Origin of the sequence: Alteromonas sp. IB21 (assembly GCF_016405965.1) — a bacterium.
GTDB lineage: Bacteria > Pseudomonadota > Gammaproteobacteria > Enterobacterales > Alteromonadaceae > Alteromonas.
The window spans coordinates 108,614-124,153 of record NZ_JAEFCD010000004.1 but is presented as its reverse complement, the minus strand read 5'-3'; the positions used below and the strand labels follow the sequence as shown (position 1 = coordinate 124,153).

General features: G+C 46.3%; 13 protein-coding genes. 9 read left to right on the top strand and 4 right to left on the bottom strand.

Translation table 11 applies throughout. The annotated features are described in order from the left end of the window. Positions 1-113 precede the first annotated feature (113 nt). The 3 genes from JC525_RS04595 (at position 114) to JC525_RS04585 (ending at position 3,932) form a co-directional block, all read left to right on the top strand. Positions 114-2,582 carry a TonB-dependent receptor gene (locus tag JC525_RS04595; RefSeq protein ID WP_198814740.1) on the top strand — a complete coding sequence of 823 codons (2,469 nt, stop codon included), beginning with the start codon at positions 114-116 and terminating at the stop codon, positions 2,580-2,582. A gap of 174 nt (positions 2,583-2,756) precedes the next feature. Beyond that, positions 2,757-3,380 (top strand): gamma-glutamylcyclotransferase, encoded by a 624-nt coding sequence (locus JC525_RS04590; protein WP_198814739.1) that lies wholly within the window; start codon positions 2,757-2,759, stop codon positions 3,378-3,380. Between the two features lie 39 nt (positions 3,381-3,419). After that, positions 3,420-3,932: a GNAT family N-acetyltransferase gene (locus JC525_RS04585; RefSeq protein WP_198814738.1), complete on the top strand. Its 513-nt coding sequence runs from the start codon at positions 3,420-3,422 to the stop codon at positions 3,930-3,932. A 64-nt stretch (positions 3,933-3,996) separates the two neighbouring features. On the opposite strand, the gene JC525_RS04580 is transcribed toward JC525_RS04585, so the two are convergent. Then, positions 3,997-4,605: a peptidylprolyl isomerase gene (locus JC525_RS04580; protein WP_198814737.1), complete on the bottom strand. Its 609-nt coding sequence runs from the start codon at positions 4,603-4,605 to the stop codon at positions 3,997-3,999. Positions 4,606-4,654: 49 nt separating this feature from the next. Next, positions 4,655-5,887 carry a methyltransferase gene (locus JC525_RS04575; RefSeq protein WP_198814736.1) on the bottom strand — a complete coding sequence of 411 codons (1,233 nt, stop codon included), beginning with the start codon at positions 5,885-5,887 and terminating at the stop codon, positions 4,655-4,657. Positions 5,888-6,193: 306 nt separating this feature from the next. Here JC525_RS04575 and JC525_RS04570 point away from each other — a divergent pair, with 306 nt between their 5' ends. From JC525_RS04570 to JC525_RS04555, 4 genes are all read left to right on the top strand, one after another. Further along, a complete protein-coding gene (locus JC525_RS04570; protein WP_198814735.1) occupies positions 6,194-6,835 on the top strand; it encodes an alpha-ketoglutarate-dependent dioxygenase AlkB family protein in 642 nt (213 codons plus the stop codon). Positions 6,836-6,840: 5 nt separating this feature from the next. Continuing rightward, positions 6,841-7,167: a BolA family protein gene (locus JC525_RS04565; RefSeq protein ID WP_198814734.1), complete on the top strand. Its 327-nt coding sequence runs from the start codon at positions 6,841-6,843 to the stop codon at positions 7,165-7,167. Between the two features lie 123 nt (positions 7,168-7,290). Beyond that, the gene (locus JC525_RS04560; RefSeq protein WP_233094977.1) at positions 7,291-7,992 is read left to right on the top strand and encodes a phosphatase PAP2 family protein; all 702 of its coding nucleotides are present in this window, start codon (positions 7,291-7,293) and stop codon (positions 7,990-7,992) included. 55 nt (positions 7,993-8,047) lie between these two features. Beyond that, complete coding sequence (locus JC525_RS04555; RefSeq protein WP_198814795.1) at positions 8,048-8,626, top strand: nucleotidyltransferase family protein; 579 nt, start codon at positions 8,048-8,050, stop codon at positions 8,624-8,626. A 73-nt stretch (positions 8,627-8,699) separates the two neighbouring features. Here JC525_RS04555 and JC525_RS04550 read toward each other — a convergent pair whose 3' ends face one another. Both JC525_RS04550 and JC525_RS04545 read right to left on the bottom strand, forming a co-directional pair. Then, a complete protein-coding gene (locus JC525_RS04550) occupies positions 8,700-10,040 on the bottom strand; it encodes a nitrate- and nitrite sensing domain-containing protein (RefSeq protein WP_198814733.1) in 1,341 nt (446 codons plus the stop codon). Positions 10,041-10,375: 335 nt separating this feature from the next. Beyond that, complete coding sequence (locus tag JC525_RS04545) at positions 10,376-10,663, bottom strand: hypothetical protein (protein WP_014948232.1); 288 nt, start codon at positions 10,661-10,663, stop codon at positions 10,376-10,378. Between the two features lie 405 nt (positions 10,664-11,068). On the opposite strand from JC525_RS04545, the gene JC525_RS04540 reads away from it, so the two are divergent. Further along, positions 11,069-12,634 (top strand): SulP family inorganic anion transporter, encoded by a 1,566-nt coding sequence (locus JC525_RS04540; protein ID WP_015066196.1) that lies wholly within the window; start codon positions 11,069-11,071, stop codon positions 12,632-12,634. A gap of 327 nt (positions 12,635-12,961) precedes the next feature. After that, positions 12,962-15,511: a nitrite reductase large subunit NirB gene (gene nirB / locus JC525_RS04535; protein ID WP_198814732.1), complete on the top strand. Its 2,550-nt coding sequence runs from the start codon at positions 12,962-12,964 to the stop codon at positions 15,509-15,511. Positions 15,512-15,540: the final 29 nt, after the last annotated feature.

The window sequence follows — 15,540 nt, the reverse complement described above, 5'->3', positions numbered from 1 at the left end:
ATTGCCTTAGGTAAGGTAAAGTTACGTTATTCTGCGGTTGACATGCGCCAAGCAATGCTTAAGAATGTTATAACATCACTAAATAATGTTATAACATCCTCAGAGGAATACCCATGAAAATGCGTTCGCTGCTAAGTTTGTCCATAGCAGGGCTGTTAAGTGCGCCTGTGTATGCCACCACGGTAACCGGAAAGGTCACAGACACGGCAGGCCAGCCAGTCGCAGGGGCCGAAGTTAAAATTGAAGGTAGTCGCCGCGTAGCGTATACCGACGAAAACGGTGTTTACCGCTTTGACGACGTAAAACAGCCACATATTCATCTGCATGTTTACTCTTCCAACTATATCCATGGTGATAACGACCTAGGTGACGTTAGTATTGATCAAAACGTCGACTTCGTTTTAGAACCCTCATCGTTCGAGAACATTGTGGTTACCGCTAATGCGCTTCAGTCGTCGGTACTTGAATCCGTTACCCCAGTAACGGTTATCGGTGCTGAAAAATTACGTAAAATTGAAGCGCCAACGCTAGGTGAAACGCTTAAAAATGCCCCTGGGGTTCACAGTACCTATTTTGGCCCTGTTTCAAGCAGTCCTGTGATCCGCGGTAACGATGGCCCACGTGTGAAAATTGTTCAAAATGGCTTAGATGTTTCTGACGTATCTCGTGTTGGTCCAGACCATAACGTAGCCACCACACTATCAAGCGCCACTCAGGTAGAAATTTTGCGCGGCCCAGCGACTCTTCAATACGGAAGTGGTGCCATTGGTGGTGTAGTAAACGTGGTTGATAAACGTATTCCCCAGTATCAGGTTGAAGGCATTGAGGGCGAGGCTGAAACTAGCTACAGCACAGTAAACAATGGTTCTTACACCCGCGCCGATGTAACCGGTGGTAGTGGTAACATTGTATGGCATGTTGATGGTTTTTATCGCGATACAGACAATGCAGATATTCCGGGCTTTGCGTCTATCGACCCCGATGAAGATGAGCCAAACGGTGTATTAGAAAGCAGCGCCATGGAAACGAGCAATATTGTTGCTGGTTTATCTTATGTGGCTGACGAGGGTTACTTCGGTTTCGCGGTTGAGCAACTAGACAATGAATATGGTGTTCCTGGTCATAGCCATGCCCACGGCGAAGAAGAACACGAAGAGCACGATGAAGATCATGAAGGCGAAGAGCATGGTGAAGAAGGGGTGCTGCTTGATGTAGACATGACCCGTTACCAAGCTGCAGGTGAGTGGCACTCACCTATCCGAGGTTTAACTAACCTGAAATTTGCTGCGGCCTACACCGATTATCAGCATGCTGAAATAGAAGACGGCGAGCCAGGCACCGTATTTACGAACGAATCTAGCGATATTCGTTTGTCTGCTTATCACGAAGAAGTGAATGGTTGGCACGGCGTATTTGGCTTGCAGTTCAATCACAGCGACTATAACGCTGAAGGCGAAGAAGCCTTCACGCCAGCCAATACCACTTCAAGCTACGCACTTTATGTGGTCGAGCAGAAAAAAGTTGGCGACGTTACTTTTGAACTAGGCGGCCGATTAGAACGCACTACACTTGATGCTGAAGCGAGTGAAGTTGATTTAGAAGTACTTCACGAAGAGCATGACGGTGAAGAACATGATGATGAGGAGCATGAAGGTGAAGAGCATGAAGAGCACGCTGTTGCTTTCAACTTCCCTGACTATGACTTTACCAGCCTGTCGCTTTCAGCTGGCGCCAACTGGGAATACCAGGAAGGTCACTCTATTGCCGTTACTTTGTCACGCAGCGAACGAGCCCCTAGTCAGCAAGAACTTTTCTCGGCAGGTCAGCACTTAGCAACCCAAAGCTACGAAGTGGGCTTGGTGTTTGATATGGACGAAGAGGGTCATATTGAAGAAAACCTCAAAGGCGTAAAAGAAGAAGTAAGTACCAACTTAGATATCACGTTCCGTAAATTTACTGGAAGCTGGGGCTACAGTGCGTCTTTCTTCTACAATCAGGCAGATGACTATATCTTCCAAACAAGCACGGGGCTGATTGCACTTAGTGAGCACGAAGAACACGGCGAGCATGAGGAAGAAGAGTTAGAAGGCGAGCTTGAAGAACACGGACATGACGAGCACGGCGACGAAGAAGGTTTGCCTATCTATTACTTCCAACAAGCAGATGCTGATATCTGGGGCTTTGAAGCGGAAACTTATGTCGACCTAACCGACACGCTGCGCTTAACCGTGTTTGGTGATTATATTCGCGCTGAAATAGAAGATGACAATCTGCCGCGTACTCCACCTATGCGCTTTGGTAGTGAATTAAGCTACGTCAATGCTGGCCTAAGTGCCGATGTGGGCTTTACGTGGTATGACGATCAAACTGAAGTGGCATCGTTCGAGACGGCTACAGACGGCTACACGTTGGTCAATGCCAGTGTGCAGTATGAGTTTGGTGCTCAAGGTATCGATTGGGTTGTATTTGCCCGTGGTGAAAACCTTACTGACGAAGAGGCCCGCGTTCATACGTCTTTCTTGAAAGACCAAGCGCCGCTTCCCGGTAGAAACTTCACTATGGGTGTAAGAGCGTTGTTTTAACCAAACAAGCCCCTTGCGAAAAAATAAAGGCGATGCATTGAGGGGACTCGGTGCATCGCCTTTCTCGTTTTAGAGCAAGAAAAAATGCACTCATTGTTTATTTTTCCTGTAAAACTAAACGGCGAAAAAAGCGTACTATGAACATCTGAAACTGGCTACGAAGTAGAGGTGACAATGAATGAAATAGCGAGTTGGCTAAGTAATCAAACCGAAAAACACATGGTGTTAGGTTATGGAAGCTTGCTAAGCAAAGACAGCCGAGAGCGCTACTCGAACATTTTCACAAAAGGGATCCCTGTAACGGTTTCAGGTTTTGAACGGGCGTGGGTAACGCGTAGTATTCAAGAAAAACAGACCTACGTTGGCGCAGTGGCTAACGCGCACAGCAAATTAAATGCCCAGCTCATACCTACCCTTATTAACCCCGCCTTACAGGAGCGAGAAAAAGATTATCGGTTTGTTGAGGTAAGTCCAAGCGCGCTTGATTTTCACCTTTATGAACCTGACGAGTCTTCGTTGATAGACGATGTGCTTTCTCAATTCACCTTCTGGATTTGCGAAACCTTAGCGTGTGAACCAGCAAGTGAACAATTTCCCGTTCACCAGACGTATATTGATACCTGCATGGCCGGCTGTTTAGAACACGGCGGCGTTACTGAAGTTGAGCGGTTTGTGACCCATACCTCGCTGTGGCAACATCCAAGAGTGAATGACAGGACAGAACCTAAATATCCACGTGCGGCAAACGTGAATAACGAAGCTATCAAGCACATAGACAAGATTTTAGCAAAGGGCTAGTGTTATCAGTAATGAAAGCGTTCAGGCAAAAGGTTAAGTGTGAATATAAACAGCGCTATTTTCACAAGGGATAATATTACTCTACGGCCCCTTACTTTCGACGATAAACACTGGGTGCTTACGTTGCAGCACGACCCGTTATGGCTCAAATACATTGGTAGTAAAAACGTAAATACGTTGGACGATGCGTGCGACTATATCGGTAAAACCAACGCGCAGCGAGATGAGTGGGGATATGGTCTGCTTGCCGTTGAGGCGACAGACACTAAACAGCCTTTGGGCGTTTGTGGGTTATTCAATCGTTTTGCGTTTGATTGCCCTGATTTAGGCTTTGCTATGCTGCCAGAGGCAAGAGGTCGTGGCATATGTTATGCGGCATGTGAGTGCGTTATAGCCTGGTCTGCTTCCGAAGGATATCGCTTTTTAACCGCGATGACCCACCCAGAAAATATGGCATCGCAAAGGCTTTTACAACGTTTAGGATTCAAAAAGCTGGGTTTTTACTTCGATAAAACGTTCCCAAAGCAGCATTTATTTAGGCTAGATTTATAGCCATAAAGGAATGCCCTCTATGGCTGTTTTTTTCAAAAGTTCTGACCGTAATTTTGTCCTAACATTACAACGGCGGTAGCACGGTCATTTTTTTAATAATGATTGGCTCAATCGGAACGTTATTCGCGTTCAAGCGGATTGAATATTCGGTTTCTACTTCCGACATGGCATCAACAACGTCTTCACCTTCCACAATCACGCCAAACACTGCGTAGCCCCAATCTCTGCCCGGGTTTAAGCTACTGTTGTCATTCACGTTAAAGAAAAACTGACGATTTGCCGTATGCGGGTCGCCCTGTCTCGCCATTGCTATGGTATGTAGGTCGTTGGTTAAACCGTTACCAGACTCATTAAAGATATCGGGGAAATTTGATTTGCCATTGAAGTCGGCCGTATAACCGCCACCTTGCACCACAAAGCCCGGCACAATGCGGTGAAAAATGGTGTCTTCATAAGCGCGCTTATCTACATAGCGAAGGAAGTTATTTACCGTAATGGGTGCACGTCTTCTGTCCAGTTCAATCACGATATCACCCATGGTAGTTTCAATCTTTACCCGTGGATAATAGTTATCTGGCTGAACCTGAGAACCATCGTCTTTCTTCGCCATAGCTGCTGAACTGCTGCCTATCAACATAACGACCGTAAGCAGTGGTAAAAGTATTTTTTTCATAAAAATGCCTTTAAATGTAATCCTTAATTCGCGTATTTCTTTTCTGCACCTAGCGTTTCGCAGTGCTTAAGATAACGAACTTTTTATCGCTCGCAAGTACCTTGGCACCACCGAACAATTTTTTAAGTTTAATGTGATAGTCCAGGTGCCGGTTACCCACCACAACAAGATGCCCACTTTTTATAAGCAAGTCCCGTGAATCGGTGAACATCTGCCATGCGATATGATCGGTGATGGCGTTTTGTTGATGAAACGGTGGGTTACACAGTATTTTGGTAACAGCAGGTTTGTATGTTCGCTTTAGTAGTGTTTCTAAACAGTTACTTGCAACAAACTCGCACTGGTCTATTTTATCAGGGAAATTATTGAGTACATTTAGTCTGGCACTTTCTAACGCCATATAAGACTCATCCACAAATATAACCTTGGCATCCGGCGCGAGAGAAAGCGCGTTGACGCCCAGTACGCCGTTGCCGCAACCTAAATCTACCACCACGTCATTAGCACTTACCGACATGTGCTCTAACATAATACGCGCACCGATATCTAATGACTGACGTGCAAAGGTGTTGGCTAGGTTATCTATGGTTAGCGTTGTGCCTGTTGTGCTTTTGCACTGCCAACGGGTGGGATAAGGCGAGTCAGCGTGTTTTAATGACGCTCGAGGCGAAGTGAAAATTAGCCGCGATTTCTTTTTGGCAAGAGAAGTGGTTGTGGGGCCAATATACCGTTCAAAAAGATTGAGCACAGATTTTGTAATGGCTTTTACTTTGCCCGTCGCGATAATCTGAGTGTCAGGTGTAATATATTTCTGTAAGTCAATCAGCTGCTGTTCTAGCAGCGCAAGTGCACGTGGGACTTTTACTACAATAATTAGGGGAGCTTTTGCTGGAGTAAACGTTGAACTTTCAACACTGCTAAGTGTTTGAACAGGGGCCGTTTTTAGCTCATCTGGTTTATCAGCATCTGACGTATCTAATAATTGGTTAGCCTTTAGGTTCTCGTGTAAAGAACGCAAAGATATGTAAGAGTCGGATACCCAGTAAGGCGCTAAATGCGAGAACCAGCAGCCTAACGCACCAAAATCATCGTTAAAGATCATCATTGAGCCATCACTTTCACCGCTACCGATTGGAAACGATTCTTCGCTCAATAATGATTCAACGTGCTCTATAATGAGTTCGTCGGCACTATCCCAAGCTTGAAGGCTTATATGCTGATGCTTTTCAGGGTAGCGAATAAGCGAGAATTGTCGGTCGGCAAAAATAAATTCTGTATTCATTGGCGTCTGTTTTAAAGAAAGGCTCACGACATTCACTACTGCGAATGTCAATTAGATGGATTGTAAACGCATATCTTATCACACCCCAGGCAGCACTCTAGCCAATAACTGCGGATTACTCCTGCTGCTTCGCTGAAGCGTGACTGGGTGAAGGTCATTTCCTGAATCAGTGAAAGGGTGGGATGTCATTAAATCAATCCACTTACATAGTGCCTGCGTATTTAGCAGGGAAACGTTAAGCATAGATAGCAGTGGCTCTCATTATTGAACTAAAACCAAGCACCAATAGAAGCGAAAAAATTACGCATGCAATTCTCTCTATTCGAGGCACCACAAGAAGAAACGTCGCCTTATACGTTGCCATTATCCGAGGCTGACGTTAGGTACTTTCCTAATGCATTGTCGCAAGATGACGCAGATAGCTTCTTTGCCTTGTTGAAAAACGAACTTCCTTGGCAACAGGACACGATTAAATTGTTCGGAAAGTCGGTAAAAATACCGCGTTTACAAAGCTGGCATGGCGATCCAGAGTGCACCTATACCTACTCGAATTTAACCATGGCGCCAAATCCATGGACGAAGAATCTTTCGTCAATAAAGACGCGGTGCGAGGCACTGTGTGCACCCAGTTACGGTACACGGTTTAATAGTGTTCTGGCTAACTGGTATCGAGATGGTAAAGATAGCATGAGCTTTCATTCTGATGACGAGCCTGAGTTAGGCATGAACCCTGTTATTGCTTCAGTGACGCTAGGTGAAGCAAGACCGTTTGTCTTCAAGCATAAAGAAACAAAAGAAAAGTATACGCAAGTACTTGAGCACGGCAGCGTATTGATTATGGCCGGAGCAACACAAAGTCATTATGTACACGGTATTGCGAAGACGGCTAAGCCTATCGGTGGTAGAATTAACCTTACATTTCGACATCTTATTCAAAGAGCAAGGTAAGCCCCATGCAAGTAAAAACGTTTCTTGAATCAACTATTGAAACCGCACTTAGCCCAAGCTATCTGGAAGTAGTTGATGAAAGCTTTATGCACAATGTGCCAGAAGGTGCTCAAAGTCACTTTAAAGTGACTGTGGTAAGTAATGCCTTCGAAGGAAAACGATTGATTGCCAGACACCGAGAAATTAACGGTCTTGCAACTGAGGCACTACAAGGGCCGGTCCATGCGTTAGCACTCCATACCTACACCCCGGCCGAGTGGGAGGCGCGAGGCGGACAATCCTTAACTTCTCCTGATTGCCTCGGTGGAAGTAATACCAGTCCACATAGGTAATCACGCCCTCAGCGAGAGTTAAAATGTTCGTAATCGCGGCGTGTTACCGCAGGTATAGTAGTTCTTCATCAAGGTGACACAACAAATAGCGCTTTTTATCGTAACGATTGGAAGTTGAACAGAATGAGTGAAATGGAAAGCAGCGATATGAAAAATAGCGGCACCTATGCCCCCTACGTCGATTTTATTAAGACCCCAGCAATTCAAGTATTAATGCTAGGCACTGGCTTTTTACTTGTGATGCTGTTTGTGTATATGGGCGTGCTCACGTCTTTTGACAATAGTGTATTTGAGTCACTTAGTACCCTCGGTAACGTCGAAGGTTGGCGGGGCGATGTGCTTAGAGATACCACTGCGCTAGGCAGTAACACGGTGCTTATCTTTGTGGTGGCATCAGTGGCTGGTGCTCTGAGTATAGCGGGAGAGAAGAAAAAGGCGCTCACGTTTATTATTGCAGTCGCGGTTGGAATAGCTATGACATTCTTGCTAAAAGCGGGTATCGATAGGCCGCGTCCTTCGCTTACCATGCAGCATGTTGATGTGTATACACAAAGTTTTCCCTCAGCGCACGCTACGCTATCCACGCTGGTATATTTTTACGTGGCTAATTTACTTACGCAGCTATCGCAAAGTACGAAAGTGCGAGTATGGATTTATGTTGCCACCGCGTTCCTTGTGTTTTGTATTGGATTGAGCCGAGTTTTACTGGGCGTGCATTGGCCTAGTGATATTATCGCGGGCTGGTTTGCCGGTGGAAGCATGGCGGCGTTTTGCTTTTATGTGATTAAGTGGAAACGCAAACTGCGTATCAAAAGTGAAGCCTAAGCAAGATGGGTTGTGTAAACAGCTTGGTGAGATAATCAAGCGCGATCCTTTTAAAATGCGGTGCCTTCGTGCCTTACGTACCCTTGCATTACCACAAGGGTATATTGGCGCAGGGTTTGTTCGAAATGCCATTTGGGATGAACTACATCAAAAGGTTTCACCTACTCCCCTAAATGATATCGATGTCGTTTACTTTTGCGATGAAGTTACTGTGCCGCACAGTAGCGCTGAACGTAAACACACAAATGCATCGCTCTCTCAATTAGCCGCTCAGTCGGAAGTTCTGTCGTTGGTAAAGTCGAAGGAACAAGCCATTGAGCGTGAACTTACCCGTCTAGTACCACAAGCAACCTGGCAGGTAAAAAACCAAGCGCGTATGCATATGATGCATCATCATTCTGCCTATAAAAGCTGCAGTGAAGCCATTTCATATTGGATAGAGCGGGAGACCTGTGTAGCGGTGCGTCTTTTGGCAAATGACGATGTAGATGTACTGGCGCCATTTGGCTTGGAAGCAAACTTCGCCGGCACGATAAGTATTAACCCCAAATACCCTAGACCTGAAGTTTTTGAGCAACGCGTCGTATCTAAAAATTGGCGTAAGGTTTGGCCTTTGTTGAAGGTAGTGTTATAGCAACAGAAGGCGCACCTGAAGGAATTAATCTTCAGCTATTTTGGGTAATCGCTGAAGCAAAAATGGGATTAAGCTACTTTTTCACTACACGTTTCGTAGCAATATTTACTATCTTGGCGGCAATGGTCGCAATGGTGGTGTTTTCACTCATAGCTTGTTTTTGCAGTCGACGATAGGCGTTATTTTCACTTAACCCGAATTGTTCCATGACAACCAGCTTTGCTCGACTTATGAGCTTTTGTTCCTGTATCGCACGTTTGGCTTCTTCAAGTTCTCGCCCCATGTCCTCGATGTGCTGAGCTTGAGAACGCAGTAGATCATAAAAAGAGCGGTGGGCAGATAAGGTTTTGGTTTGCTCGTTGAGTGGCAGCGTTTTAAGCTCGTCGTCTTTACTATCTTCCGCTAAGCCCGGCATGCTGGGGTCGAACAATAGGGTGAGTGGCGAGCCATCGGTGGCGTGTTCATCGTTAAAGCGTTTGAGCAACTGTTGATGGTTCGCCATTTCATTTTTTGCGTCGGCTACTTTATTGTTGGCCTGCTGAGTAAGGGCTTCGGTAAGCGCGACTTCGATAGTCTGCATTGCATCGATGCGGCGTGTCGCTACATCAAACCAAACTTCTGAAATTTCACCGGCGATTGGGCTGCCGTCACTAAGTTGTGCAATCATATTTCTAAGCTGCGTGATATCGATAGCGGCAGGGCTTTTATTTAACGTATCCAAGGCGCCTTTATGTGCTTTACAGCTAAACTCACAGAAAATGTTGAAGTGATGTTCTTGGGCTTGCTGAAGAGCAGTAAGCTTTTCGCATAAACGCGCATCAAAATGGGTTTCTGCAAAACCAATAGCCCCCCACGCTCGTTCTTGCCCCGCGTATTCCTTCGCCTGCATAAAGTTAAATAATGCCACTAGCAATCTAGTAATAGTAGGGTCGCTTGCAATATCCGCCGCTTCAAAAATAACGGTAAGTAAACTGGCGACTAAACGGCTGTACGCGCGTGTCGATTCCAGTGGCGTTAGCTTTTGCTTACTCACTTGGGTTCTTAATCGAGGTAGGTAGTCTGTGGCCTGCATAGCAAGCGTAATGCTACTCAATAAACGCGGGTTGCCCGTGGAGACCTCTTCAGTCAGGTAAAGAGATTTCAATTGGCTTTTTAGCGTTGACTCTGCGTGTTCACTAGCAGCAACATATTGCATCCGCTCTGTGCGATATCGCTCGCCGTTTGACGCGAGAAAGATATTGCTGGCCCCCCGTTCCTTCTGCAGTTCATGAATAAGTTCTCGCACTGCAATCACAATGCGGCAGTTACTCGATAACTGTTCAAGCACTGTAATCTCAGCGTGCTTTGCCGCGAGTAAAAAGCGCTTAGTCGCGTCGCTACACAGTGCAATGGTCGGTTCGGGGTCATGAAGCATAAGAAAACTACTTTGGCTAAAAATAGAGGTAACGTATTAAGCAAAGCAACACTTATGCCCTGTTTATTGAATAAGAAAGCCATAAAGGTTTGATGGGGCTCAAATTCTTTCAAAGCCAATAAAAATAAAGGCTGGACGCAGTGAATGGTTTTATTAAGGCGCTAAATTAAGTCTCTAAATTAAGCCTGAGAGGGCGTAACAGGTGCCTTATTGTTGCAGCGAAGTGAAAGGTTGCGCCAAATGAGTGCAACCTGTTGTTGACGTTTACAGGCCTGTTTATACGTCCGACACGCAAAGCGCTGAAACGTCGAGATTGTTATTAATGTGGTTGTCTCTTAGTTTCTCACTACTCGAAGAAACCACCCTACAAATAAGGAAATGAGAAAGCCAAAGAACGCGATCATGGTTGTGATAGTGAGCATTTGCCCTGAGAAATCAGCGTTTTCTCCGGTGTGCTCGCTCACTAGCATGCCCGACGCTTTAAAAATAAACAGTGCGGCGACAGAAAATAACAAGATAACGGCGGTCGACATAATGGTCGCTTTCCAATAAGCCTTTGGCGACATCCAATGGATAGCGCCTGCCACTAACACGCACAAAATAGTAAGAATATAAGGTACCACTTTAACTCCTCGTTGAATAAGGCACTAGCCTTACGGCGATGTCTCATTGCCATGCTCGACTTAGTTCAAACCCTGAGCACTGACGGACAAAATTAATAAAATACCGTAATACGATGCCATGGACGACGTCATTTGTCAGCAAAGGCGAGAAAAATAAGCGCGATGGAAGCCCTCAAAAACAGGGTTCTATCAATATAAAAAACGTAGGCAAGCAACAAGCTGGTGGCGGGAAAGCGAGAGGCCTTTACGGATTAAGGTTTGTCTTAGTAACAATCTATTAAAAGATTTTAAGCGACAATGGTGATAGAATCGCCGAAAAATTCTCCTACTTACCTGGTGTACTGTTTTCACGCGGTCTACGCCACGGTGGGTTGTTGTGTTTAACTTCTTAGCTTCTGAGAGAACATGTTCGATTTAATTACCAGTAAAGACAGCAACGTTAAAAACGACGTGCTATCAGGTATTACTGTGGCGCTTGCCTTGGTACCTGAGGCCGTTGCATTTGCATTTGTAGCCGGCGTAGAACCAATGATTGGTCTTTATGCAGCGTTTATGATGGGCCTAATCACGTCTGCGATTGGCGGTCGCCCGGGAATGATTTCTGGTGCTACGGGTGCCATGGCCGTGGTGATGGTGGCATTGGTTGCCCAGCATGGCGTGCAGTATCTATTTGCTGCAGTTATTTTGGCCGGTTTGCTGCAAATTATGTGCGGTATATTCAAGCTCGGGAAGTTTATCCGGCTGGTGCCATACCCAGTAATGCTGGGCTTCGTAAACGGTTTGGCTATCGTTATTTTCTTGGCCCAGCTAGGTCAATTTAAAGTGACCAATGCGGCAGGTGAACTTCAGTGGATGGAAGGTACGCTGCTATATTGGATGCTAGGGCTTGTGGCGTTAACCATGGCCATTATTTACTTGCTTCCTAAGCTGACTAAAGCAGTACCTGCTTCGCTTGTGGCCATTGTTACGGTAACTGCATTAGTGCACGGCCTAGATTTAGAGGCCCGCACGGTTATTGACTTTGTTCGTGACTTGCTGCCTGCAGACCAGCGCGATGCCGCTACGCTAGCCGGCGAATTGCCAAGCTTTGCTATTCCTATGGTGCCCTTTACTTGGGAAACCGTGATGATTGTTCTACCTACGTCTGTGATCCTTTGCTTAGTAGGGCTTATTGAATCGCTACTCACGCTTTCCTTGATTGATGAAATGACCGATACCCGTGGTCGCGGTAACAAAGAATGCGTGGGCCAAGGTGTTGCGAATACCGTTAACGGTTTCTTCGGCGGTATGGGCGGTTGCGCCATGATTGGTCAAAGCATGATTAATATTAACTCTGGCGGTCGTGGTCGCCTGTCAGGCATCACCGCGGCGTTAGTACTGTTGGGCTTTATTTTATTCGCCGCCCCGCTTATTGAAATGATCCCGCTAGCCGCCCTTGTTGGGGTTATGTTTGTGGTAGTAATCGCTACTTTTGAATGGGCGTCATTTAGAATTGTTCGCGGCGTAAACAAGGAAGATGCCTTTGTGCTCTTCTTGGTGACAGGCGTTACCGTTATTGCCGATCTGGCTATTGCGGTTGTGGTAGGGGTTATCGTTTCCGCGCTGGTCTTTGCATGGAAACACGCCCGTCATATTGAAGCGAAATCGCATATCGATAACGACGGCTGGAAAGTGTATGAGCTAGACGGCCCGCTGTTCTTTGGTTCGGTATCTCACTTTAAAGATTTGTTTGATATTGCCAACGATCCTAACGATATCGTTATTGATTTTAAAGATTCTCGCATTTGGGATTCGTCAGGTATTGATGCGCTGGACACCCTTGCTGACAAGTATGAAGAGCAAGGTAAGAAGCTGCACATTCGCCACATTAGCGATGAGTGTCGTTCACTACTTCGCAAGGCAGACAAGTTTGTTGAGATAAACGTGGTAGAAGACCCTCGCTATCGCGTAGCGACAGACAAACTGGCGTAAATCTTTAACATCAAGTAATGCACCAAGTGAACACAGGTTTGCGTTTGTTTGGTGCAGCTTAGAAATAAAAATATTGCCTTTTTTATCTTAAATCTATTAAAAACAGCGTGTTACACGGTTGGCACTGAATTTGGATAGTATTAAACGTAAAGTGTGTTTTAGTGATTTGTGTCAATCGCTGAAAATTGTGTGATTTATAACACTCCGTAAAATGTGTTAGCTAGAATATGCTGAACCTAAGTGTCAGTACTAGCAAAATAGGCAACGAAGCCCGCATCAACGAAAGTTGAAGCGGGCTTTTTTTTGTCCCGAAAAAAGGGGAATACCATGACTTCATTGGACTCAAAAACGCAAATTGTCGTCGTAGGCAACGGCATGGTGGGGCACCATTTTGTTGAACAGCTTCACCAAAGCGACGCCAATGTAGAAATAACCGTCTTATGCGGCGAGTCTCGCCTCGCGTATGACCGCGTTTACTTATCTTCGTTTTTTAGTGGCGCAAGTGCTGATGATTTAGCGCTTACCACCCCAGCACAGTATGCCCAGTGGGGCGTAAGTGTAGTGACCAATGCGTTGGTGACCGATATAGACCGTGACAACAAAAAAGTGACGACGTCAGAGGGGCAGGTATTTAGTTACGATAAACTTGTGCTTGCTACAGGCTCATATCCTTTCGTGCCGCCTATCCCCGGTAACGAGCAAGAGCACTGTTTGGTCTACCGTACCATCGATGACTTACTTGCCATTGAGGCCTCGGCAGCGGTAAGTAGCGTGGGGGTGGTTGTCGGCGGCGGCCTGTTAGGCTTAGAAGCGGCGAACGCGCTCAAGCAAGCCGGCCTTGACACTCATGTCGTCGAGTTTGCGCCACAGCTAATGGCGGTTCAGCTTGACCAAGCCGGTGGTAAAGTCCTTAAAGATAAAATTGAAAATTTGGGCGTTACCGTTCATACCCAAAAAGCAACACAAAGCATTGAAGCGGGAAATACCTGTCGCTATAAAATGGTGTTCGCCGATGGCACCGAACTTGAAACCGACATGATCCTTTTTTCTGCGGGTATTCGCCCTTCGGATCAGCTTGGTAGGAAGTCAGCACTAAAACTCGGCGAGCGTGGCGGTATTGTTATTGATAACCATTGCGTGACGTCTGATCCGAATATATACGCCGTAGGCGAATGCGCGCTATGGGACAACAAAATTTTTGGCCTTGTTGCCCCCGGCTATACTATGGCTCGCACCGCGGTAAGTCATCTAACCGGTGGTGATGCAGAGTTTTCAGGTGCCGATATGAGCACTAAGTTGAAGCTTATGGGGGTTGAGGTTGGCTCCATTGGTGATGCGCACGAACGTACTGAAGGGGCATTAAGTTATACCTACTTAAACCAGCCTGAAGGCGTTTACAAAAAGCTTGTTGTTGATAGTGAACAAAAGAAAGTGCTGGGCGCGGTACTGGTAGGTGACACAAGCGATTACGATACGTTATTGCAGTATGCGCTTAACGCTATCGACCTTCCTGAGCATCCTGAAAGCCTTATTCTTCCGTCGTCGGATGCCGCTCCTGCTCTTGGCGCCGATGCGTTACCCGACACCGCGTCTATTTGTTCCTGCCTGAATGTAACAAAAGGCGATATTGTTTCAGCCATTGAAGGTGGCTGCTGTAGCGTAGCGGATGTGAAAGGAGAAACCAAAGCCAGTACAGGCTGTGGTGGCTGTGCAGCGCTACTTAAAAACGTGGTGGACAGCGAGCTTGAAAAACGCGGCGTTGAAGTTTCAAAAGCCATTTGTGAGCACTTTAACTATACACGTCAAGAACTCTTTCACATTGTAAAAGTAAACGGCATTCGCACGTTTGATGACCTGCTAGAGCAGCATGGTGAAGGTTTAGGTTGCGAAATTTGTAAGCCCGCAGTGGGCTCTATTTTGGCATCAGTTTATAACGACTACATTCTAAAATCGGCCCACCTACCGTTACAAGATACCAACGATATCTACCTTGGCAACATGCAAAAAGACGGGACTTATTCCGTTGTGCCACGGGTGCCAGGCGGAGAAATCACGCCAGAGAAATTGATTTTGTTAGGTGAAGTGGCGAAAGAGTACAACCTGTACACCAAAATAACCGGTGGGCAGCGTATCGATTTATTCGGCGCGCGTGTTGAACACCTTCCTGACATCTGGGAGAAGCTAGTAGCGGGGGGATTTGAAACCGGTCATGCGTATGCGAAAGCGCTGCGCACTGTGAAGTCGTGCGTGGGAAGTACTTGGTGTCGCTATGGTGTACAAGACTCAGTAGGCACCGCCATCGATTTAGAAAATCGCTATAAAGGCTTACGTGCACCGCACAAAATCAAGTTTGCTGTATCAGGCTGTACCCGCGAATGTGCCGAGGCCCAAAGTAAAGATATTGGTGTTATTGCCACTGAGCAGGGCTGGAACTTGTATGTATGCGGTAACGGCGGTATGAAGCCCCGCCATGCCGACTTGTTTGCCACCGACTTAGATACCGAAACCCTTATCAAATATATCGACCGCGTGTTGATGTTCTATGTGAAGACTGCCGATCGCCTACAGCGTACTTCAGTGTGGATGGATAACCTAGAAGGCGGCTTAGCTTATCTTCAAGATGTGGTGATAAACGACGCCTTGGGCATTAACGACGAGCTAGAAGCGCAAATGGATACCGTGGTTGACGCGTATCAATGTGAGTGGAAAACCACTATCGAAGACCCTGAAGCGCGCAAGCGTTTCCGTCAGTTTGTAAACAGTAATGCTGGCGATACCAATATTCAGTTTGTTTCAGAGCGCGGCCAGGTTCGCCCTGCAACAGAAGCTGAAAAAGTGGCAGGGAAAGACCAGTTTATTCCAGTCGCTATGGTATAGCGATTTAGTTATTAAAGAGCTTAGGAGGA